Raw genomic sequence first — 21,445 nt, 5'->3', positions numbered from 1 at the left:
CAGCAATCAGATGGCCCAGCGAGCCGGCGCAGGAGAAGACGCGGGTCTACCACCACCGGTGGCCAGTGCGGATGCACAAGGTCCGGCAGTGGTACTCCAGCCGGCAGGAACACCGCGTGATCTGGCGTGGCCCCTACCGCAGGGGGCCGGCGGATGCGCCGCTGATGATGGGGGAGATGGCCCACCTCGTGGACTCGTAACCCGACCCGGCCCCGGTCGACCGAAGGGAGGCGCCGCCGGGTCGCGGGTTTCTACCGTTTGACGCGGCCTCGGATGGCGAGGGCGGTGAGGCCGAGCAGCACGGGTTCGGTCAGGCGGGAGGCCATCTCGGTGTAAGTGCCGGTGGTGGTGAGTTCTTGGCCGGAGGAGCGGAAGACGACCGAGTTCACCACGACCCGCAGGGACTTCTCCCACCGCTCGGAGGTGAGCCGGGAGCGCAGTGAGCCGGTGGGGTTGACCGGGTTGGGCTTGTCGGTGGTCAGGGAGATCGTCTGCCCGGTCAGCCGTCCGGTGGTGGCGGGCTTCGGGTCGTCGGTGGGTATGCCCCACAGCATCATCACCAGCACGGTGGCGGCCATTGCTCCCAGCAGCCAGCCCAGCGCGCGGGAGGACCTCAGACCGTACCCGGACATGGCCCAGTACAGGGCGAGCAGGGCCCGCTCGGCGCGTGGCCGCTTGCGGTCGTGGCGGCGCATGTCCATCTCGCCGTAGTAGAAGTCCGCGGCGTCTGGCTCGTTCTTGCCGTCCTCAAGCGATTTGCGCAGTTGCCGGTACACCGGCGCCAGTACCGCCGGACCGACCACCTCGACGCCCTCCGGCGCCTCCTGCCAGCCGGCTCGCCCTTGCGTGGCTCGCCAGTGGTGTTCCTCGGCCAGCGTCCGTCGGGCCGTCCACCGCACCAAAATCAGTCCCCGTCGTCGCAGGCCGGAAGGCGCGGGTGCAAGAGGACACTCACCTTCCAGGCGGAGCTGGTCGAGGTGGAGGGTGCCGGACATGAGGCAGGAGGCGAGGTCTACGTTGTGGAGCGTCAGGTGCGCCGCGTCCGCTCCCCGCAGCGAGGCCATGCTCACGCCCGCGTCTGCATTGCCCAGCTCGCCCTCCGCCAGGCTCCCTCGGCTCCCATTCTGGAAGAGTGCGGTCTGAGCGGTGATGCTCATGGGGTACTCGTGCACTGCATCGCTCAGGTCCACCGCGGCGTAGCGCAGCCTCAATGCGGCTTTGGAATCCCATCGGGTCTCTCGGCATTCGAGACGGGCCGCCGCTGCTTCTATGGTCACCGGGCTGCCGAATCGCGCCCGGGAAAAGCCCAGGATGCCCTTGCACACCACGGGGCCCAGGTGCGAAGCCGCCTCGAACCTCGCGTCGTTGAAGCTGGCGTTTGTGGAGAACGTGGCCCCGCCGAACCAGGCGTTGGCGGAGAATGTCGCCCCGCCGAACGAGGCGTTTGCGGAGAACGTGGCATCGTTGAAGCTGGCGTTTGTGGAGAACGTGGCCCCGCCGAACCAGACGTTGGCGGAGAACGCTGCCTCGCGAAACCAGGCGTTGGCGCAGAACGTCGCCTCGCGGAACCAGGTGTCGCGGGAGAACGCCGCCCGGACGAACGAGGCGTCGGCTGAGAATGTCGCCCCGCCGAAAGATGCCTCGGCGGAGAACGTCGCCCCGCCATACGAGGTATCGGCTGAGAATGTCGCCTCGCGGAACGAGGCATCGGCGCAGAACGCCGTCCGGACGAACGAGGTGTCGGCTGAGAATGTCGCCCCGTCGAACGAGGCGTCGGCGCAGAACGTTGCCCCGCCGAACAAGGCGTTGGCGGAGAACGCCGCGCTGTCGAACCAAGCGTTGGCTGAGAATGTCGCCCCGCCGAACAAGGCAGTGCCGAGGTGGCGGCGTCCGGTAGTGGGGTCGTGGAGCCTCTCCAGGACCTGTTCCAGCAGATCGTCGGCGAAGTGAGTTTCCCGGTGGTCGAGGTCGCTGCCGGGTGCCAGTCCGTTGAGGTAGGTGGCCCTGTCGGTATCGGTGAGGTGAGCCAGGCACGCGCCGTGCGGCTCCACCTGGCGGCCTCGGCAACCGACCGGATTGCTGGCTGTGTCCGCGCCGTATCCGCAGTGCGGCCAGGCCGGAGGGATCGACGAGGGGGCCGGGGCGCCGGGAGTCGTCATGTCCGCTGGGACGCGCCAGCCCGATGCCCGGTTGCCGCATGCAGTTTGCGCAAGTCGGCCCCGTGCCGAGAACGAGGGGCCACCCCGCTCTCGCCCGGCTTCTCCGGCCGGGCGAGAGCAGCTCGCAGCAACGCCACGGCCGGAGCGCCTACCGTCGTCGGTGCGCAGGCGGTCTCCCTCCGCACACCGGACGTGCTCTGCGCGGCGCCTGGCTTCGTAGGTCTCTTCGGGCAGCGTTTGTATGTCGGTTTGGGCAGCACTTGTTGATCTCGGTGCGGGGGAGTGTCGCTCAGTTTGAGCAACACCCCGGATGAGCTCGGGATGGAGTGTGCGGCATGATGATCGAATGCGTTTTCGTTTTGCTGGCATTCCCGACGTGATCGAGACACCCTCGGTGGCTGTGGTCGTCGACGTCATGAGGGCCTTCACCGTGGCGGCCTGGGCTTTTGCGCGAGGGGTCGAGCGGATTGTCCTCGCTGAATCCCTGGATGTGGCGCTGGAGCTGAAGAGGGAGAATCCGGACTGGATTGCCCTGAAGGATGGTGCGCCGGCTGCGGGTTTCGATGCTGTCAACTCGCCGGGCCTGGTACGGGAGATGGACTTGGAGGGCCGGACGGTGGTGCAGAAGACCACCTCGGGGACGGTGGGTGCGCTGGCAGTCGCGGATGCCCCGCTTGTGCTGTGCGCGGCCTTCGTGGTGGCGGACGCCACGGCTTTATTCTTGCGTGACCAAGGCTGCGAGGAGGTGACGTTCGTGATCACTGGAGAGGGCGGGAAGGCCGACGAAGACTTGGCGTGTGCCCACTATGTGGCTCGGCGGGCCGTCGACGATGCGCCGGTTGACGCTGCCGAGTTCGTCAGCCGAGCCAGTCAGTCCCGGGCGGCTGCCGATCTCACCGAGGGACGCCGACGCGGAGTGCATCGTGATGATGTTGCGTTGTGCCTTGAGGTGAACGAGTTCCCGTTTGTGATGAGGGCGTCGCGGGAGGGCGCGCTGATGGTGTTGCGGCCTCATCTGCCGTCGGCGTCAGGTTCGTAGCAGTCGCAGCCCTTGGTCAGCTCGCGGAGGTCTGGTCGGTTCGCGCTTTCGTATGAGCGAGTCGGTAGGACTCGGTGCCGGTGTCGATGATGTTGCCGCCGAAGGCGAGCCGGTCGACGATGGCCGCGCAGAGCCGGGGAGGGCTGCGGGACCAACATGCCTTAGGAGGACCGATGGCCCGGGACCCGGAAGAACGCTATCCGTGCGAGGGCCGTCCGTTGGGCCGGAGTGTGGACAACGGGTGGTTCGGGGTCAGCTACTCCCTGAGACTCCCCGCCTTCAACGGCTCTGGTGGCGGACCAGGTCTCTGGTGCGCCGGCCAGTACGAAGCCACCGGCGCACGCGCTGATGTAGCTCTGGACGACGGAGCGGTCACCACCTGCGATGCATGGGGACCGCTTTGCTGCCGAGCGTGGCCCTCTTGTCAACGGCCACTCAATTCTCCCCGAGGCGGCCCCCGGAGGCCTGGCGAAGGGCACCCGCGCCCCTCTCGCCTTCGGGTGGGAGTGGGCGCCTTCGTGCGTCCGGGGTCTCCGGAACGATCCATCCCCGCCGCTCACTCCCATGAGTCACTCAACTACCAACTGACCATGTAGGACGCAGTCTTAGCCTGTTGCCGCTGTGCGTGCGCGGTGGGCGGCGATCTCACGCCCCGCCAGGGCGATGGCCGCGATGTTGAACGGGAAGGCGATCAGGTCAGCCGGTTCGGTCAGGTCTGTGGCCCGCAGCAGGCTGGCTGCGGTCGCGGTCAGAAGAAGGGCCAGGGGCAAGAACCTGCGCCAGGGCGGGATGTCGGGCAGGCGGGCGGCCTTGATCGTGTATCGCAGGGCGAGAAGAAAGACGGCGGCGAATATGGCGAAGGGCAGCACGTGCAGGTTTCTCCGGGACAGGGCGGGGGCGGCTGGTCACGGTTCGATGAGGCCGACACGGATGGCCTAGCGGGTGAGTTCCAGGCGGTCGCGGAGCCCGAGTTTCTGGAGCAGGTTCGCACGGTGGCGCTCGACGGTTTTGGCGCTGATGAAGAAGAGGTCGCCTATCTCTTTGGAGGTGTGGCCCTCGGCGACGAGTTTGAGGATCTCCTCTTCGCGTTCGGTGATGGGGCGGTCGGGCAGGGGGTCGCCTCTGCGGGCGCGGTCGAGGTAGGTGCGGATGAGGGTGGTCTCGGCGCCGGGGTAGATGAAAGGTTCGTCACGTAGGGCGGCGCGGCAGGCTTCGACGAGGTCGCGGTCGGCGACGGACTTCAGGACGTATCCGGAGGCGCCGGCTTTGAGCGCTTCGAAGAAGTACTGCTCGTTGTCGTACATCGTCAGCATCAACGTGCGCAGGTTGGGGCGGAGGCGGGCGAGTTCGCGGGCGGCTTGCAGGCCGGTCTGGCGGGGCATGGCGATGTCGAGGATGGCCAGATCGATGTCCTGGTCGCGGGCCTGGGCGACGGCCTCGGCGCCGTCTGCTGCTTCGGCGACCACGGTCAAGTCCTGTTCGGTGTCGAGAATGAGGCGTACACCGCGGCGGACCAGTGCGTGGTCGTCAGCGAGCAGGAGGCGGGCTGGTGCGGTCATCGGGCGTTCTCCCCGGGGTGGTCTTCGGCGGTGGTGCCTGTGACGTTCAGACGTACTTGGGTGCCGCCGCTCGGGCCGGCGCCGATAAGGAGCTCCGCGCCGATAAGCAGCGCGCGTTCGCGCATGCCGCGGATGCCGGCTCCTTCAGGCGCCGCTCGGAGTCCCTTGCCGTTGTCGCGGACGGCAAGGCCCACTCCACCGCGGGGGAGCGTGCGCAGATGGAGTTCGACCGCGCTGGCGGCGGAGTGGCGGGCGGTGTTGGTCAGCGCCTCCTGGGCGATGCGGTAGATGACGAGTTCGGTTGTCGGGTCCAGATGCGGAAAGCCGGGGGTGATGTGGGTGGTCACGCTCAGGCGGGAGGTGGTGAACTCGGCGGCCAGGGCGCGCAGGGCGCTGTGCAGGCCGAGTTCCTCCAGCACTCCGGGGCGCAGGCGGCGGGCGATGCGGCGGATCTCGTCCAGACTGGCGCGGGTGGTCTCCTGGGCCTGGTGGAGGTCCTCGCGTACGGGTACGGGGGCGTGGTCGGCTGCGTGTTTGAGCTGGAGGAGTACGGCGGTGAGGGTTTGGCCGACCTCGTCGTGGAGTTCTTGGGCGATGCGCTGGCGTTCGGCTTCCTGTGCGGACAGGACGCGGCCCGAACTGGCGGCCCGTTCGGGCCGCGAGGCGGCCGAGCATTGCGTTGAACGTCTTCGTCAGTTCGGCGATCTCGCCGGTGCCGGTGACTGTGGTGCGGTGGCCGGGGTGGAGGAGGTCTGCTGTGGCCATGGCCCGGGTCAGGCGCTGTAGCGGGGCGAGGCCGATCCGCAGGAGGACGGCGTTGGCGATCAGCATCGCCGCCAGCCCGGCGATCAGGACCAGGGCCTCGCCGAGCAGCACAGGGGTGGAGACGGTGACGGGGCCGAGGAGCAGCAGGACGGCCGCGACAAGGACGGCTGCGTTGAGGAGGAAGATCCGCCAGTACAGCGACATGGCCTCGCGCCTTTCTCGGTGGCTCCCAGCTTCACTGTCGCCGCCATACGTCCCGACGTCATCTGGGCGCTGACCTGCGGTTGCGCCTACTGCCCCGCCCCAGCCTGATGGGTTGCGGCACCCTTGTCCATCCGTGGCGACACCCATATCCCGGTCCTGTTCGCACCTGGCAATATGAGCCTTTGCCGCGCCGGATCACCTGTCCGATCCCGCCGCGCTGTGCACCACCATCGCAAAGATGAACAGAGGGGGATGGGCTGTGCCTGCTCCAAGGATGCGTACGACACCACTGCCCGGCATCGGGGTCCAGTACGACCTCAGCACCCGCGAACGCCAGCACCTGTCGGTGATCGCCCACCGGGACGGAACCCGGACGATGAACGTCTACCGGGCCGACGATCCCGATGCCTGCGCGCAGTCGCTGCACCTGACGGGTGCGGAGACCGCGTCGCTGATCGACGCGCTGATGCCTGCTCACCACAGCCCGAACGTGCTCCACACCACCGATCTGGGCCTGGTTGCCGAACGCATCGAACTGTCCGCCCACTCGTACTGGAACGGGCGCGTCCTCGGCGAGATGAAGATGCGCACCGAGACCGGGGCCTCGATCGTTGCCGTACTGCGCCGGGCCGAGGCAATTCCCTCACCTACGCCCGACTTCCGCCTCGCCGGCGGCGACACGCTGATCGTCATCGGCACGCGCGAAGGTGTCGACGCCGCCGCCTCCATACTCGGACGGGCGTGAGAGGGTGCACTCCGCTGTCTTCCTGATCGAGTTCGGTGCGATCATCCTCGGCCTCGGCCTGCTCGGCAGGCTCGCGGGCAGGTTCCACTTCTCACCGATACCGCTGTATCTACTCGCAGGCCTCGCCTTCGGCGAAGGTGGTCTGCTGCCCCTCGGAGCGAGTGAGGAGTTCGTCGCGATCGGCGCCGAGATCGGCGTCATCCTCCTGCTGCTGATGCTGGGACTGGAGTACACCGCCAGCGATCTCGTCTCCAACCTCAAGACGCAGTACCCCGCCGGGCTGGTCGACTTCACCCTGAACGCCGTGCCCGGCGCCCTGGCCGCCCTGCTGATGGGCTGGGGTCCGGTCGCCGCAGTCGTGCTCGCCGGAGTGACCTGGATTTCCTCCTCCGGCGTCATCGCCAAGGTCATGGGAGATCTGGGCCGGCTCGGCAACCGCGAGACCCCGGTCATCCTCAGCATCCTGGTCCTCGAAGACCTCGCCATGGCCGTCTACCTGCCCATCATCACCGCCCTGCTGGCCGGCGTGAGCCTGGCGGCCGGCAGCGCCACCCTGGCGATCGCACTCGGCGTCGCGGGCGCCGTCCTGTTCGTCGCTCTCCGCTACGGACGGCTGATCTCCCGCTTCGTCTCCAGCGACGACCCCGAGAAGCTCCTTCTCGTAGTCCTCGGCCTGACCCTGCTGGTGGCAGGCATCGCGCAGCAGCTCCAAGTCTCCGCCGCCGTCGGCGCCTTCCTGGTCGGTATCGCCCTGTCCGGCGAGGTTGCCGAGGGCACCCACACGCTGCTGAGCCCACTGCGGGACCTGTTCGCCGCGGTGTTCTTCGTCTTCTTCGGCCTGCACACCGACCCGGCCAGCATCCCGCCCGTGCTGCTGCCCGCACTCGCGCTGGCTGTCGTCACAGCCCTCACGAAGATCGCCACCGGCTACTGGGCCGCGAAACGCGCCGGCGTCGGCGTCAAGGGACGCTGGCGCGCAGGCGGCACACTGGTCGCACGCGGCGAGTTCTCCATCGTCATCGCCGGTCTCGCCGTCACCGCCGGCATCGAACCGGCACTGGGGCCGCTGGCCACCGCGTACGTCCTCATCATGGTCGTGATCGGGCCCCTGACCGCCCGCTACACCGAACCCGTGGCCGCCTGGATCAACAAGCGCCGCAGCCCTGACGGGCCACGCCCGCCCGCGATGCCCTCCCCGGCGACGCAACATCCGCACGCCGTACCGGACCAGGACCCGGCCGGCCGCGCGTGAGCGAGGACGCCAGAGCGGCGAGCAGCAGCACGCAACCCGTGCAGCTGCTCGCCGCCTTGGCCGTCTCCTCGGCGGCACCATCGACTTCGCCTGCAACCTGCCCCGCCTCATGATGCGCAGGCCGGCCTGGCAGGCCGATACGGCACGGCATCCGTCTCCAGTGCGGTGACCCTCCCGTTCTGGTCGTGCTGTGGCCGGTGAGCATCGTGTATGTGGCCTGCCGTTTCGCTGATCGCCGTCGCAGGCGCCGACCGCTCAGCGCTCGTCGCCTGGGGGTGTGGTTCGAGCTGTCCGTGCTCGCCGAGCCGGCGTGCGAGCTTGCCGCGTCGGCCGATGGCTCGCAGGCGTTGTTCCGCGGCTTCCCGCACTTCTGGAGTGGTGACCAGGAGCAGCACCAGCGGTGGTGAGGGCGTCCTGTCGTGCGGGGGCGGTAGAGCGGTGGTGGGTCCTCCGGGGCGGCTGATTGGTAGTACTCAGTGGTCTTGTCGTAGCGGATGGCGATGCCGGCCAGCCGCTTCCACCCCGCACCGACTTGGGCAACAGAGGCCGGACCTCCAGGCCGGATCCTCACCCGTGGGCTTCAGCCGACTGCCGCTCAGAGCTGACGGGTTGAGCGGCTATTCAGCCCAGCGACAGCACCGGCTGACGTGACGTCAGGGCAGGCTGGGCGAAGGCCGCTGCCGCAGCCTGGCTGGCGTGGGCGCATGGTCCATCTCAAGCAGCCGCAGCCGCAGCCGCAGCCGCAGCTGTCGGGCTGGGGCGGAACGCAGCCGCCCCGGCGGACTTCATGGCGCGCCTGGCCACGCACGCGGCTGGTCGGCATGGGCTGACGATGCGCAAGGGGCAGCTGCCGGACGCAGTGGCCGAGGCCCTCCTGACGCACGGCGGCAGCGATTTGGCAGTACTCCTGTACGGGTGCCGGGTCTCCTCCCGGTGACACCCCCCAGGTCATCCGATCGACAGGGGGCAACAGTCATGCCGGGCCCGGAGGCCAGCGGCCCTGTGCAGGACCGCGAAAAGATAGCGGGGCACCGCGCGGTCGGCTGTCTTCCTGGCGGCCTTCCGCCTGAGAGCGTCCCTGTGGGGTTTCGGCCAGGGCCCAAGGTGGCGTGGCCAGGTGAGCGGTCAGCGGCTGCCGGTGAGGCCGGCGAGCGCGAACCGCACCAGGTGGTCCGTCTCCGCCGGGTCCGGCCGGGTGCCGGTGCGCAGGTGCTCGTGGAGGACCGCGATGGTCAGCAGGTAGACGGTACGGGCATCGCGGTCGTGGTCGGCGCCCTCGCCCGCGCCGGGGAGCACGCCGTTCGCGGCGGCCTCGCGGAGTGCAGAGGCCAGCAGTTGGACCATTGCTTCCTCGGAGGCCCGCTGCTCGTCGGGGAAGCGTGCCGCGAGCCGGTCGACATGGGCCAGGAAGGGTCGGGTCCTGGCGGCCGCACGCCGGTCGGCGGCCTGGGCGAGCACTCCCTCGATCCAGGCCCGGACCGCGTCGAGCGGACCTGCGGCCGGGGACATCCGGTGGCGCAGATGGTCCGCCATCCGGCGCCGGCCGTGGTCGAGCATCGCGATGAGGAGGTCGTCCTTGGACCGGAAGTGCCGGTAGAACACCTGGTTGGACAGGCCCGACTCGCGCAGGATGTCGCGCACCGTGGGGTCCAGCGACCCGGTCCTCTCGATCACCGTGTAGGTGGCCTCGATCAGCCGTTGTACCTCGGCTGCCGAGACCTCGTAGCGTCCGGCGAGCGGCCGGGCGACCGCGCGCTCCACCAGATTTGGTGCCCCGTCAGCCATCCGCCCTCCCGGCCTTGCCCGTCCTGTGCGAGAAATCCTGCCACAGGGTCTGGCGGTTGGGAACGCTCGTTCCTATTCTGAGAACGTTGTTCTGACGGTGCCTCAGATTGCTGAGTCTCCGATTCGGGCGGAGGGAGGACAGAGTGGAGCGTGAACTGCTGATGACCGGCATCGGCGGGCAGGGCATCCAGCTCGGCGCCAGGCTGCTCGCCCAGGCGCTGACGAGCACCGGACTCGCTGTCTCGATGTTCGGCAGCTACGGCGGGATGATGCGCGGCGGCAATACCGAGGCCACGCTGGTCGCGGGCGATTGCGCGATCGAGAGCCCGCCGACCGTCTTCCGTGCGTGGTCGTGCCTGGTCATGCACGAGGCATACGCCGACAAGGTCACCGAGCGCGTCAGGGTCGGCGGTCTTGCAGTGGTCAACAGCACGCTCTGTGCTCCCCGCCCGTGGCCGGGCGGGATCCGGGTGCTGGAGGTCCCGGCCACGGGCGTCGCGAGCGAGCTGGGGGCGGTGGCCGCGGCGACGCTGGTCGCTCTCGGCGCGTACGTCCGCTCCACCGGCATCGTCGGGATCGACGACCTGGTGGCCACGCTGCCCGATGTTCTGCCGTCCTACCGCAGCCGCCTGCTGGCCGTGAACGAGCGGGCTCTGCGAACCGGCTTCGGCCGCGCGGCCGAAGCGTACGTGCCGGCTTGGCCGGAGGCGGTCGCATGAGCCGCGGCACGCTCGTCATCGACGTCGAGGCATGCAAGGGATGCGAACTGTGCATCGACGCCTGCCCGCCGTCGGTCCTGGTGATGACCGACGATCAGGTGAACAGCCGGGGGCACCGGTATCCGCAGCTGCTGCCCGGCTGCATCGCCTGCACGGCGTGCACGGCGATCTGCCCCGACTTCGTCTTCCAGGTGTACCGCTACGACCAGCGGGCGGGCGGCCGGTGAGCGGGCCCGCCCGGCTGCTGGCCGGCTCCGAAGCCATCGCGGCCGCCATGGTCGCCGCGGGCTGCCGGTTCTTCGCCGGCTACCCGATGACGCCGTTCACGGAGGTCCTGGAGTCGATGGCAGCGCTGCTGCCCGAGGCCGGCGGCGTCTGCATGAACGCGGAGAGCGAGCTTGAGGCGATCGGCATGTGCTGGGGAGCCGCGGCGACCGGCACGCGCGCCGCCACCGGCTCGACCGGCCAAGGACTCGCGCTCATGCAGGAGTCGCTGGCCGAGATGACGCTCGCGCGGCTGCCCCTGGTCGTGCTGAACATGGCCCGCGGGCAGGGCGACTACTTCCAGACCACCCGCGGTGGGGGCCACGGCGACTACCGGCTTCCCGTGCTCGCGCCGCTGGACGTCCCGGAGGCGGTCGCGCATATCTCGCTCGCCTTCGAGTGGGCCGAGGCATGGCGCACTCCGGTGATGGTCATGGGCGACTACTACCTCGCGCACACGCACCAGTCGGTGGCGATTCCGCAAGCGCCACAGGGGCCGGAAGGAGCCTCGCACGGAGTCCTTGCGCGCCCCGAGTGGGCGCTGGACGGCAGCAGCGGCGGCACCGGCCGCGCGAAGCTGGTCTCCCCGCTCGGCACCGCCAAGCAGCGCGACGGCCTGGGCGGCCAGGCCGGCTACGACCTCGCGGTCCACTACCGCGCCTGCGCCGAACGAACCGAGGAGATGCTGCGCGCGATCCCAACCCGGGTGGAGTCCATGTTCCTCGACGACGCCGAGCTTGTGGTCATCGGCTACGGCACCCCGGCCAAGTACCTGCGCGCCGCCGTCCGAGAGCTGCGCTCCGCGGGGGCGCGCATCGGATTCGTGCGGCCCGTGACGCTGGTCCCCTTCCCGTACGCCGAGATCGCACGGCTCGTCCGGGGCGCGCGCGTGGTCGCGGTGTACGAGAACAACACCGGGCAGGCGGTGCAGGACGTGCGGCTCGCGGTGAACGGCGCGCTGCCGGTCGAGTTCATCGGCGGGCTCTCGATGGACCCCTCCGGCTTCGGTATCGCACCGGATCTGGACGTGCGGGTGCTGCGGGAGCGGATCGTGGAGGTGGCGCCATGACCGGACGGAAAAACCTGCCCATCGTCCCCACGGACGAGCCCCCGGCCTGCGGCGCGAAACTCGTCCACGACTTCACGCCCGCCCTGGTCGACATCGGGGCTCATCAGCTCTGCCCGGGCTGCGGCGAGCCGGTCGCGATGCGCGCCGTCGTGGAAGCCGTCGCGGAACTCGGCCGCACGGCCTCCTGCGTCGCGGTGTTCGGGATCGGCTGCTACACGGCGTTCTCCAACAACCTCGACATCGAGGTCGTCCAGGCACTGCACGGGCGGGCCCCTTCGGTGGCCACCGGAGTGAAGCGGAGCCGGCCCGAACTGGCCGTACTGACCGTGCAGGGTGACGGCGACATGGCCAACGAGGGCCTGCAGGAGGTGCTGCACGCGGCGGCCCGCGGCGAGCGGATCACCTGCTTCATGCTCAACAACGGCGTGTTCGGCGAGACCGGCGGCCATATGACAGCCACGACCGTGCTCGGCCAGCGCACGAAGAACACCCTCGAAGGCCGCGACAGCGCCCGGCACGGGCATCCGATCCGGCTCGCGAACCTGTTCGCCCAGCTGGACGGAGCCGTGTACGTCGCACGCGGCGCGGTCGACACCGCGGTCAATGTGCACCGTACGAAGAGGATGGTCCTGCGAGCACTGCAGGCACAGGAGTCCGGCTTCACCTTCGTCGAGATCCTGACGATGTGCCCGACCGGCTGGTTCGTGGAGACGACGCAGGCCCCCGGCTACCTGGCCGAGCACCATGCGGCGGTGCACTCCATGGGCGTGCTCAAGGACCTGAAAGGCGGGAAGGGCGTGGCGAATTGAATCCTCCCCCGTCTAAAGGCGGGGGATTCCTGGCTCACGTTGGCTGCGGACCGGCGGTCCGTCAGCTCTTACACGATCAGCACCAGCCGGGTTGAGACCAGCCCGGACGAGCATCACGTGGGCGGAGTTCTTGTCCCTGGGGGCTACGGCTCCGCACGCGGTGCATGCGTAGGTTCGTTCTGAGAGAGGTAGTGCGTGCTTGGTTCTCGCTCCGCACTGTGCGCAGTCCATGGTGGTGTGCGCGGGGTGTACGAGGTGCACGGCACGGCCGTGCTTGCGGCCCATCTCGACCAACGCCCGCTTGGTTGCGCCGATCGCGGCGTCGGCGGCCTTGCGAGCCATGGTCGACTTGGCCAGGAAGCGCGGTTTGAAGTCCTCAACTGCCATAGCGTCGTGGTCGCGTACGACACGCTTGGCCCACTTGCGGGCGGTGTCCTGGCGTTGCCGGGCCACCTTCTTGTGCAGCTTCGCCGCTTGCTGCTGTGCCCGGCGGTAGCCCTTGGACTGGGCCTTGCCTTTCGGGGCGCGGCGGCGGGCCATCATGCGCTGGTAGTGCGCCAGCCGCTTGGCGGCCTTCTTGCTGTACTCGGCGTGTGGCAGGTCGTGGTGGTCGCTGGTGGTGGTCGCGGTCTCCTTGACGCCCCAGTCGATCCCAATCACCCGGCCCGTGACCGGCAGTGCCTCGGTGGTGGTGGGAACGACGAACGAGGCGTACCAGTGGCCGAGGCTGTCCCGGTAGACGCGCACGCTGGACGGCGGTTTGGGCAGTTCCCGCGACCACACCACCGTCAGGGCGATGCCGCCGGCCAGGTGCAGGCGGCCGTCTTTCAGCCGGAATCCGCGCTGGGTGTAGTTCAGGCTCGCATCGGCCTGGTGCTTCTTCTTGTACTTCTTGTACTTGGGCATCCCCGCCCGCTGCTGCTGCGGCAACCGGGCCTTGATGTCCTTCAACGCTTTGGCACGGGACTTGCCGAAATCCCGTATGAGCTGCTGCTGCACAACCGAGGATCCCTCACGCAGCCACGCCATGCGGGCGCGGGCCTCGGTGAGCATCTTGTCCAGCCGGGCCGGGCCGCACTTCTCATCCTCGGCGTGCGCCTTCTTCGACCGGGCCACGCATTCGTTCCACACCCACCGGCACCGCGCCCACTCGGCTTCGAGAACTGCGGCCGCCGTGGACGGCACACGCAGCCGGTAGGTGTAGCGGGCGTGCCCGTCACCTGCCGTCTCCTGCGCCGTCGTCATGAACATCAACCTACTGGGGAGGTACGACAGTTGAAAATTATTGATCTCGGTGGGCAACCCCACCTCCGAGGCGGGCTGACGTCGAATCGCCACGGCGGCGATGCAGCTCTCCCTGCCCAGCACCGCAGGAGTCCGGTCCCTCCCCGGCTTGAAGACCGGGGCATCCTCGGAGATGTCTGGTGACGGAGCGTTCCACGGTTGTCGTCGGTCTCGCCTACCCGCCGTCCTGGGACCAGCGGGCCGCCGACGTGATTGAGCAGGACGTCGCTGCACTACGGGCGATCGACTCGCGCGTCGAGGTCGTCCGATGCCCGCCCGGCGCCACCACCGCCGCGGCGCTGGCCCGGCTCGACATCCTCGTCGCTCTGCACCTGGCGCCGGACGTCCTGCGGACCGCGTCCCGGCTGCGCTGGGTCCAGGCCATCGGCGCGGGTGTCGGGCACCTGCTGCCCGCGGGCCTCGACGCGCGCGGCATCCGGCTGTCCACCGCGTCCGGGGTGAACGCGGTGCCGGTCGCGGAGTTCGCCTTCGCGAGGGTACTCGCGCACTTCAAGCGGTTCGCCGAACTGGACCGGGCGCAGTGCGAGCAGCGCTGGACCCCGTACTACGGCGAGCCGTTGGCGGGCCGTACCCTCGGCGTGCTCGGCCTCGGTGCGATCGGCACCGAGGTCGCGGTACGGGCCCGGGCCTTCGGCATGCGGGTGTCGGCGGTGCGGCGCAGCGCCGAACGCCCCGCGCCGCACGCCGATACGCTGTACGGCCCGGACGGGCTGCGCTCGATGCTGGCCGAGTGCGACGCGGTGGTCGCGGCCCTGCCGGAGACGCCGCAGACCGTGGACATGATGGACGAGGCCGCGTTCGCCGCGATGCCTGCGGGAGCGTTCTTCTGCAACGTGGGCCGCGGCTCGTGCGTCGTGGAGGAGGCCCTGGTGGAGGCCCTGCGGTCGGGGCAGCTCGGCGGCGCCGCGATCGACGTCGCGCGCCTGGAACCACTGCCCGCCGCGAGCCCTCTGTGGCACGCGCCGAACCTGGCGATCTCGGCCCACTCCGCCTCCGCCGCGGGTGCCCACTTCGACGGGGTCTTCCGGCTCCTGCGCAAGAACCTGGCCCGCTACCTCGCGGGCGAGACGCTGATCAACGAGGTCGACACGACGATCGGGTACTGATCGGTACCGGCAACCCGGTACCGGCAACCCGGTACAGGCGACAGACACGACGGGAGCGGACTGTGGACGAGCAACGCGTGCTCGGGGACATCGGCAGCAAGGTCCTGTTCGACAACGACCGAGTGAGGATCTGGGAGTTGCGGCTCGCGCCGGGCGAGCACAGCGACGTCCACCGGCACGAGCTCGACAACATCCTGGTGCAGATCTGCGGCGACCGGATCGCCGTACGGCCCGAGCCCGACACCGAGGGCCCCTACCGGGACTTCCTGGAGGCCGAGGTGGTGCCCGGCGCCGCGATCTATGTCACCCGCGGTGGCGTGGAGACGGCGGTGAACACCGGGGAGCGCGACTACCACGAGATCATCGTCGAGTTGAAAGACTGAGCGGCACGGGCCCGGCGGGGCGGCCGCCCACGCGCGGCCGACACGCGCCGGACCGCCGCACGCAGGAGGCCCGTACTCATGCCCGTACCCGTGAACCAGTTGCTGATCGGCGATGTCTTCACCAACGCCGCGCGGGCCGTGCCACACCGCACGGCGGCCGTGCTCGGAGACCGGTCGCTCACCTTCGCCGAGGTCGATGCCGCCGTCGACAGGGTCGCCCGCACCCTGCGGGGACTCGGTGTGGGCCGGGGCGAGCGCGTCGTCTGCTGGGCGGGCACGACACTCGACGCAGTCCCCCTCTTCGCCGCGCTCGCCAGGCTGGGCGCCATCTACGCGCCCGTCGCGGGAACGCTCGGCGTCGACGAGGCGGCCGAGCTCGCCGCCGCGGTCCGCCCGGCGCTCGTCGTCGCGGCGGACCGGACACCGGCCGAGACCGCGCGGCTCGGCGCTGCGATCGGCGTCCCGGTACGGGACCTGAGGGCCGTGGTCGCAGCAGCGGACGCAGAGGCACACAGAGCTGCCGCAGCGCGGAACACAGGTCCGCACACTGCGACCGGTCTCCTGGAGACCGACCCGCACTGCTTGTTCTTCTCCTCAGGCTCGACCGGCCGGCCGAAGGGCATCGTGCTGTCCCACCGCGTCAGCTTTTTGCGTTCCCACCCGGGATCACAGCTCGAACCGCGCGGCGCCGCGGTCTGCTCGTTCCCTCTGTTCCACATGGCGGCCTGGACGATCTCCCTGCAGCAGTGGCAGGCACGCGACACGGTGGTGTACCTGGACCACGCGGACGGGCAGACGATCCGGGCGGCCGTCCAAAGCCACCGGGCGGCCCGGCTCTACTGCGTGCCCGCTGTCTGGCAGCGGGTATTGGACGGCGACCACGCGGCGCTGGCCACGCTGCGTTTCGCCGACACGGGCACGTCCGCCGTCACCGCCGGATTCCTCGACGCCATCCGGGCCGCCGCACCGCGCGCCCACCTGCGGGTCTTCTACGGCTCGACCGAAACGGGCAACGTCGCGGCGCTCGACGGCGACGGCCTGCGCGAGCGCCCGGACTCGATCGGCGTGCCCGGTACGTCGACCGAGGTACGCAGGAGCGGCGACGGCGAACTGCAGGTGCGCGGCCCGCTGCTCTTCGACGGCTACTTCGACGACCCGGCCGCCACCGCCGCGGCCTTCGACGACGGCTGGTACCGCACCGGGGACCTCGCGGAGATAGACGCCGCAGGGCGCATCACCCTCACCGGACGGCTCGGTGAGCTGATCCGCACCGGTGGCGAGACCGTCGTCCCAGGGGAAGTGGAGGCCTGGCTCGCGGACCATCCGGCCGTGGCCGACGCCGCCGTCGTCGGCCTGCCGGATCCCGCATGGGGCGAGGTGGTCTGTGCAGTCGTCGTACCGCGCGACCCCCAACGTCCGCCGAGCCTGGAGGACTTGCGGCGCCATCTCGACGGCAGACTGGCCGCTCACAAGCACCCGCGCCTGCTCCGCGTCGTCGACGAACTGCCCCGTACACCGGCCACCGGCCAGGTCCGGCGCCGACTGATCGCGCAGCGGATCGCGGCCGCCTCGCCGTGCTGCGGCGTCAGCTCCTGGTGAGCGCCAGGACTTGCTATCGGTCAGCAGACAGAAGCCGGGGCTCGTGGCGGGCGACGTCGTGACCGAGCGGCAGGCGCTGGGCGACGACGACACCCGCAGTGTGCTGGAGCTGTGCCGGCAGATCGCCCGGGACAGGGCACTGGACTGGCTGCCGACGGCTCCGTGGGCCGTCCGCTCACCCGGCACCTGGCCGGCGCCGGTACGAGCGGGCACAACTCGCTGCCACTGTCCTGGCGGACCAGGTGCGTGCCGCCCGCCGCTCGCGCCACCTGGCCACCGGGCCCGTTCCGGCCGGTGCCGCGGAGCGCCCCGAACCGTCCAGCCGCTCCTGCCAGTTCCCCGCGGCCGCGCCGTACGGCGCCGATGACGCCCGCCGACACCGCCCCGCGCTTGGTTGTGCCGCGCCGGGGATTCAGATGCTCATCACCCACTGTTAGTTGTGCCTGTTACGTCTGTTACTTACGTCTGCTGCTCAAGCCTGTTCCTCACGCCGGTGACTTGCGCCGACGCCTCGGCCGTCTTGGGGCCACCCGCTCCGCTGCCGGCGGTGGCCGAAGAGGAGGCGGGCCCCGGGTCCAGGGCGTCGCGGACGGCGGTCAGGATGTCCTCGGTGTCGGCGCCGAGCGCTCGGGCGGCGGAGGTGAAGTCCCGGGCCAGAGTGGTGAGTTGGTCGGCATCGTGCGCGTGCGGCTCGGACGGGAGCGCCGCGACCCGGGTGCCCGCGCCACGGCGGGTGCGGATCAGCTCGGCGCCCTCCAGCTCGCGGTAGGCGCGGGCCACGGTGCCCGGCGCCAGACCGAGGTCGGCGGCGAGCTGGCGCACGGTCGGCAGGCGCTCGCCCTCGGCCAGCCGGCCGGTGCGGATCAGCGCGGCCAGCTGGGCACGGATCTGCTCGTACGGCGGTACCTGGCTGGTGGTGTCGACGCGGACGGCGGGGTCACTCATCGTCGAATGTCCCATGCGTCGGTTGTGTCGTCGTCGACCGCTCTGGGTGCCACCACGGTGACCAGGGACCATCCGAAGGTGAACAGACTCAGCAGGCCCAGGGGACAGATCACCACGATGGTGGCGGCGCCCAGCGGGCCGGCGCAGGCCTTCTCCGTGAGTGCGACGAAGATCATCAAAACGACGAGCAGCACCTGGCTCGACACCAGCAGCCCCCAGGCTCCGGTGATCGCCCACGCGCGGTCGAAGCGCTGCTGGTCGTCGCCCGGGCTGTGGGCGATGCGGCGCAGGGCCCAGACGCAGACGGGGGTTCCGACCGCGAGGGCCGCGAACATCGGGCCGCTGTAGTACAGGCCGGGCCAGGGACCGAGGGATGCTGGCATCCCTTCGCAGGTGACGGTGATGACGCGGCCCGCTCTGCCTATCCGGTCGGGGTCGGCCGTGACCGCACCGATCACCAGCAGGGTGACGAGGGACGCCGCCTGCAGAAGAAGCAGGGGCGCCATACGGGGCGGCACTTGGTCTCGGACCAGGCGCGGGGCGAGACTCGCGGTGCGTACCGCTTCCTGGGGGCGCAGGGTCAGGGCGTCGCCGAGCAGGACACCGCCCACCGCGCACAGGCCGAAGGCGGTGATGGCGAACACGAGGGGCATCGTGATGTCGTCGCTCTCCAGCGTGACCAACTGCTGTGCGGCCACGATGCCGATGGCCAGACCGGACCAGCGGGCGTAGTGGTCGGCGTGGTCGAGGAACCGGGACTGGAGCGGGGCGGTGTCGAGCATATGGAGATCCCCCCGGATCATCTTGTATCAAGCAGTGGGTACAAGATGCCCTGGTCGGGATCTTGTGTCAAACGCTCGACACAAGGCGATACGAAGGGAAACGGCTTCTGGCACAAGGGAGTTCCTGGGGCGCGCCGCCCGCGCATGGCAGCATCCGGTGGCGGCCTGCGCTCAGTCAGAACGGAACGCCTCGAGACTTCGTCATACAGGCTGCGGTCCAACAGGCGTGCCTGGACTACGAAATCGCATGGCGCGGGCTACGCGATCAGCTCGACCCCGGTGAGAGGAACGAAGGCGCCCTTCCTATGGCGATGTGCCGCTTCCACGCACCTCAAGGAACATGGCGTGTTCGCGCCGCGATCAGAGCCGGCACCTCGTACGGATTCCGGCGAGTCGGCTGAACGGATAACGTGGGCACGGCCGTTCGGCTGGGACAACGCCCTCCTTTGTGCGGGCGTACAACTCGCCGCCCAGGCACCGATGGGCTGTCGCCGCACCGCGCGCTCGGTGGCAGATCGTGCGGGCGTGGACGTCACAGGCTTAGGACGCCGTCGTTGTCCGGGTCGATCTCCCCGCCCGCCCCGGGCACCCCACGGCGGCACGCCGTAGTGCACGAACAGCGGAGAGTTGTTGCCGAACTGCGCGCCGTGAACGCTCACTTCGGCTCGCCGATCATTCCTGCGCAGAAGCCGCGCCCGGGCGAGCTGTTGGAGCAGCGCGGTGGCCTGCGGGCGCCGCTTCCACGGCAGCGCCCGGTTCTGGCCGACGTCGAAGTACTCCGCCACGGTGCTGCTACCGCTCGGGGCGTCAGCAGGGCCTGGGCGCGGCCCAGTTGCCAGTGCCGTAACGCCTCGGGGCTGCCGGTGTCGGCAGCCCCGAGAGCTCCTGTCATCACAGGTCACAAGGCTCGTCTTCTCGTCAAAGCCCGTGGGTGGTCAGCGATTTGTGGATCTGGTCTCAAAGCTTGACCACAATTTCCACACATTCCCTCTACAGACCGGCCCCGTTGGTCTAGATTGGCCTGGCTTCAACTAGTCGGGCACGAGGCGACCAGTAATGATCTGTAAGTCCGGCACTGGGGAAAGCCAGCAGTCGCGTCCCCGGTGCCAGACATGGGGGTGATCAGTTCTTTGAGCCCGAGAAGGGCTTCGGGTGCGGGGAGCACCCGAGGTTTCGACGGGTTCCCGCGCACCTCGAGAGTCTGGCAGGACATGCGAGTCCGCTGCCGTCAGGGCGGGTTGTTCAAGTAGCGCTGCAGTAGCCGGGATGTCATGCGCGGGGGCGATTGGCCTCCCGCAGTGAGGAACAGCGCGGCACGGGGGGGCGATGGGCCTCCCGAGGGGTGGAAGCGTGCGGGGGGCGGGGGCCTCCCAGGGGGAGGAACAGTGTTAGGCGAACACGTCGAACCACTGGGGACCGGGGGGGGTTCTGTGCGGCAGGGGGGACTAGTCGGCCCATTTCCGTCGACGCGCGGGCGTCTGGCGAATGGGGATATCAGCCAGCCCGTGAACGACTGGGAGCAGCGGTACCGCCGTACCGTGATCATCAGCGATACCGTGGCCACCGCCTTGGTGGTGGCGGCGATCGGCAACTTCTTCGGGGCCCGAGACGCGGCCAACTGGCACGAGAAGTGGGGGATTCTCGCATTCTGCACCGAGCTGCTGGTGCTGGGAGTGCTCGCGGTGAGCCGGTCGTGGGCTCCGGCCGTGCTCGGCCAGGGCGCCGAGGAATTCCGCCGGCTCGGACGCTCACTGTTCACGGCGACCGTCGTACTGGCGCTCGGCGGGATCGCCCTCACCTCGCGCAACATCAAGCTCTGGATCTTCGTCGCGATCCCCGCGATCGCGCTCGTCACCATGACCGCGCGGTATCTGCTCCGCCTCGGGCTGCACAAACAGCGGAACGAAGGACGGTGCCTGAGACCGGTGCTCGCTGCCGGGAGCCTGGACACCGTGCGGGACCTGATCAGCCGAACCCGCAAGTTCCCGCACCTCGGCTGGCGGGTGGATGCCGTGTGCACAACGGACGGACTCGGGCTCGACGGTGACCAACTGGACGGAGTGCCGGTCGTCGGCCGACTGGCGGACGTCGCGGGCCACGTCCGCCGCGACGGCTACCGCGTCGTCGCGGTCACGCCGGACCCGCACTGGTCACCGGAGCGGCTGCAGCGGCTGGCCTGGAACCTCGAAGGCAGCGATGCCGAGATGGTCGTGGCCCCCGTGCTGATGGAGGTGGCCGGCCCGCGGCTGCACGTCGACGCGGTGCTCGGGATCCCGCTGCTGCGGGTCAGTATGCCGACCTTCACCGGGGGCCACCGGGCGATAAAAGAGGTCGTCGATCGGATGGGCGCGGCGATCCTGCTGCTGCTGTTCGCGCCGCTGATGCTGCTCGTCGGGCTGCTCGTGCTGGTGGACAGTCGGGGCCCGGCGTTCTACCGCCAGCGCAGAGTCGGCAAGGACTGCCGCGAGTTCACCATTCTCAAGTTCCGCACCATGGTCGCCGGGGCTGACGGGGCACGTGCCGCGCTGGCCGACCGCAACGAGGGCGCCGGCCTGCTGTTCAAGCTCCGCCGGGATCCGCGGGTGACCCGGGTGGGAGCAGTGCTGCGCCGGTACTCGATCGACGAGCTCCCGCAGCTCTTCAACGTACTCACCGGATCGATGTCGCTCGTCGGCCCGCGGCCTCCGTTACCGGAGGAGTCCGCTGCGTACGGCCCGGACATCCGGCGGCGGCTGCTGGTCAAGCCAGGGCTCACCGGCCTGTGGCAGATCAGCGGACGCAGCGACTTGCCATGGGAGGAGTCGGTCCGGCTCGACCTGCGGTACGTGGAGGACTGGTCGCTCGCCCTGGACACAGTGATCTTGTGGAAGACGCTGCGTGCGGTGCTCCAAGGGCAGGGGGCCTACTGATGCGCGGGGGGCTGCGGCTCAACTGGCCGGCCGGCGTGCGGACCGCA

General features: G+C 69.7%; 19 protein-coding genes and 3 pseudogenes. 12 read left to right on the top strand and 10 right to left on the bottom strand.

Going from position 1 to position 21,445, the window contains the following annotated elements; all coding sequences use genetic code 11:
- Positions 1–251: 251 nt before the first annotated feature.
- A complete protein-coding gene (locus tag ACH4YL_RS27355) occupies positions 252–1,157 on the bottom strand; it encodes a hypothetical protein (RefSeq protein WP_398510238.1) in 906 nt (301 codons plus the stop codon).
- A gap of 243 nt (positions 1,158–1,400) precedes the next feature.
- Positions 1,401–2,159, bottom strand: a pseudogene (locus ACH4YL_RS27350) (pentapeptide repeat-containing protein); the annotation flags it as partial.
- A gap of 346 nt (positions 2,160–2,505) precedes the next feature.
- On the opposite strand from ACH4YL_RS27350, the gene ACH4YL_RS27345 reads away from it, so the two are divergent.
- Positions 2,506–3,198, top strand: a complete 693-nt coding sequence (locus tag ACH4YL_RS27345) for a 2-phosphosulfolactate phosphatase (RefSeq protein WP_398510093.1) — start codon at positions 2,506–2,508, stop codon at positions 3,196–3,198.
- 16 nt (positions 3,199–3,214) lie between these two features.
- Here ACH4YL_RS27345 and ACH4YL_RS27340 read toward each other — a convergent pair.
- From ACH4YL_RS27340 to ACH4YL_RS27325, 4 genes and pseudogenes are all read right to left on the bottom strand, one after another.
- Positions 3,215–3,340: pseudogene (locus ACH4YL_RS27340) on the bottom strand (AAA family ATPase); the annotation flags it as partial.
- A 463-nt stretch (positions 3,341–3,803) separates the two neighbouring features.
- Positions 3,804–4,067: a hypothetical protein gene (locus ACH4YL_RS27335; RefSeq protein ID WP_398510092.1), complete on the bottom strand. Its 264-nt coding sequence runs from the start codon at positions 4,065–4,067 to the stop codon at positions 3,804–3,806.
- Between the two features lie 66 nt (positions 4,068–4,133).
- Positions 4,134–4,757 carry a response regulator gene (locus ACH4YL_RS27330; RefSeq protein WP_398510091.1) on the bottom strand — a complete coding sequence of 208 codons (624 nt, stop codon included), beginning with the start codon at positions 4,755–4,757 and terminating at the stop codon, positions 4,134–4,136.
- Positions 4,754–5,726 (bottom strand): annotated as a pseudogene (locus ACH4YL_RS27325) (histidine kinase). The gene ACH4YL_RS27330 and the pseudogene ACH4YL_RS27325 overlap by 4 nt, the downstream one beginning before the upstream one ends.
- 274 nt (positions 5,727–6,000) lie before the next feature.
- Here ACH4YL_RS27325 and ACH4YL_RS27320 point away from each other — a divergent pair.
- The 3 genes from ACH4YL_RS27320 to ACH4YL_RS27310 all read left to right on the top strand — a co-directional run bounded on the left by ACH4YL_RS27320 (position 6,001) and on the right by ACH4YL_RS27310 (position 8,130).
- Positions 6,001–6,471, top strand: coding sequence for a cation:proton antiporter regulatory subunit (locus ACH4YL_RS27320; RefSeq protein ID WP_398510090.1), 471 nt, complete (start codon positions 6,001–6,003; stop codon positions 6,469–6,471).
- Positions 6,472–6,475: 4 nt separating this feature from the next.
- A complete protein-coding gene (locus ACH4YL_RS27315) occupies positions 6,476–7,723 on the top strand; it encodes a cation:proton antiporter (RefSeq protein WP_398510089.1) in 1,248 nt (415 codons plus the stop codon).
- Between the two features lie 185 nt (positions 7,724–7,908).
- Complete coding sequence (locus tag ACH4YL_RS27310) at positions 7,909–8,130, top strand: hypothetical protein (RefSeq protein ID WP_398510237.1); 222 nt, start codon at positions 7,909–7,911, stop codon at positions 8,128–8,130.
- 718 nt (positions 8,131–8,848) lie between these two features.
- Here the strand turns inward: ACH4YL_RS27310 and ACH4YL_RS27305 are convergent.
- Positions 8,849–9,508 carry a TetR/AcrR family transcriptional regulator gene (locus ACH4YL_RS27305; protein WP_398510088.1) on the bottom strand — a complete coding sequence of 220 codons (660 nt, stop codon included), beginning with the start codon at positions 9,506–9,508 and terminating at the stop codon, positions 8,849–8,851.
- Positions 9,509–9,651: 143 nt separating this feature from the next.
- Between ACH4YL_RS27305 and ACH4YL_RS27300 the strand changes: the two genes are divergently transcribed.
- From ACH4YL_RS27300 to ACH4YL_RS27285, 4 genes are read left to right on the top strand one after another with little or no spacing between them, the layout of a single operon-like run.
- Positions 9,652–10,227 carry a 2-oxoacid:acceptor oxidoreductase family protein gene (locus tag ACH4YL_RS27300; protein ID WP_398510087.1) on the top strand — a complete coding sequence of 192 codons (576 nt, stop codon included), beginning with the start codon at positions 9,652–9,654 and terminating at the stop codon, positions 10,225–10,227.
- Positions 10,224–10,454, top strand: coding sequence for a 4Fe-4S dicluster domain-containing protein (locus ACH4YL_RS27295; protein WP_398510086.1), 231 nt, complete (start codon positions 10,224–10,226; stop codon positions 10,452–10,454). The genes ACH4YL_RS27300 and ACH4YL_RS27295 overlap by 4 nt, the downstream gene beginning before the upstream one ends.
- On the top strand, positions 10,451–11,560 hold the full coding sequence (locus ACH4YL_RS27290) for a hypothetical protein (protein ID WP_398510085.1): 1,110 nt from the start codon (positions 10,451–10,453) through the stop codon (positions 11,558–11,560). The genes ACH4YL_RS27295 and ACH4YL_RS27290 overlap by 4 nt, the downstream gene beginning before the upstream one ends.
- Positions 11,557–12,369 (top strand): thiamine pyrophosphate-dependent enzyme, encoded by an 813-nt coding sequence (locus ACH4YL_RS27285; protein ID WP_398510084.1) that lies wholly within the window; start codon positions 11,557–11,559, stop codon positions 12,367–12,369. The genes ACH4YL_RS27290 and ACH4YL_RS27285 overlap by 4 nt, the downstream gene beginning before the upstream one ends.
- A gap of 12 nt (positions 12,370–12,381) precedes the next feature.
- Here ACH4YL_RS27285 and ACH4YL_RS27280 read toward each other — a convergent pair whose 3' ends face one another.
- Positions 12,382–13,614: an RNA-guided endonuclease InsQ/TnpB family protein gene (locus ACH4YL_RS27280; RefSeq protein WP_398510083.1), complete on the bottom strand. Its 1,233-nt coding sequence runs from the start codon at positions 13,612–13,614 to the stop codon at positions 12,382–12,384.
- Between the two features lie 179 nt (positions 13,615–13,793).
- On the opposite strand from ACH4YL_RS27280, the gene ACH4YL_RS27275 reads away from it, so the two are divergent.
- The 3 genes from ACH4YL_RS27275 (at position 13,794) to ACH4YL_RS27265 (ending at position 16,762) form a co-directional block, all read left to right on the top strand.
- Positions 13,794–14,780, top strand: a complete 987-nt coding sequence (locus tag ACH4YL_RS27275; protein ID WP_398510082.1) for a D-2-hydroxyacid dehydrogenase — start codon at positions 13,794–13,796, stop codon at positions 14,778–14,780.
- A gap of 62 nt (positions 14,781–14,842) precedes the next feature.
- On the top strand, positions 14,843–15,163 hold the full coding sequence (locus ACH4YL_RS27270; protein ID WP_398510081.1) for a hypothetical protein: 321 nt from the start codon (positions 14,843–14,845) through the stop codon (positions 15,161–15,163).
- A gap of 78 nt (positions 15,164–15,241) precedes the next feature.
- Complete coding sequence (locus ACH4YL_RS27265) at positions 15,242–16,762, top strand: class I adenylate-forming enzyme family protein (RefSeq protein WP_398510080.1); 1,521 nt, start codon at positions 15,242–15,244, stop codon at positions 16,760–16,762.
- A gap of 459 nt (positions 16,763–17,221) precedes the next feature.
- Here ACH4YL_RS27265 and ACH4YL_RS27260 read toward each other — a convergent pair whose 3' ends face one another.
- Together ACH4YL_RS27260 and ACH4YL_RS27255 are read right to left on the bottom strand one after the other, a co-directional pair.
- The gene (locus ACH4YL_RS27260) at positions 17,222–17,707 is read right to left on the bottom strand and encodes a GntR family transcriptional regulator (RefSeq protein WP_398510079.1); all 486 of its coding nucleotides are present in this window, start codon (positions 17,705–17,707) and stop codon (positions 17,222–17,224) included.
- Positions 17,704–18,489, bottom strand: a complete 786-nt coding sequence (locus tag ACH4YL_RS27255) for a hypothetical protein (protein WP_398510078.1) — start codon at positions 18,487–18,489, stop codon at positions 17,704–17,706. The genes ACH4YL_RS27260 and ACH4YL_RS27255 overlap by 4 nt, the downstream gene beginning before the upstream one ends.
- Positions 18,490–19,919: 1,430 nt before the next feature.
- Between ACH4YL_RS27255 and ACH4YL_RS27250 the strand changes: the two genes are divergently transcribed.
- The gene (locus ACH4YL_RS27250) at positions 19,920–21,398 is read left to right on the top strand and encodes a sugar transferase (RefSeq protein WP_398510077.1); all 1,479 of its coding nucleotides are present in this window, start codon (positions 19,920–19,922) and stop codon (positions 21,396–21,398) included.
- The last annotated feature ends 47 nt before the right edge of the window (positions 21,399–21,445 follow it).

The sequence above is a fragment of the Streptomyces sp. NPDC020681 genome (genome assembly GCF_044334895.1).
In the GTDB taxonomy this organism is placed as follows: domain Bacteria; phylum Actinomycetota; class Actinomycetes; order Streptomycetales; family Streptomycetaceae; genus Streptomyces.
Note: the sequence above shows the minus strand (reverse complement) of the source record. Positions and strands in the feature narration are given on the sequence as shown.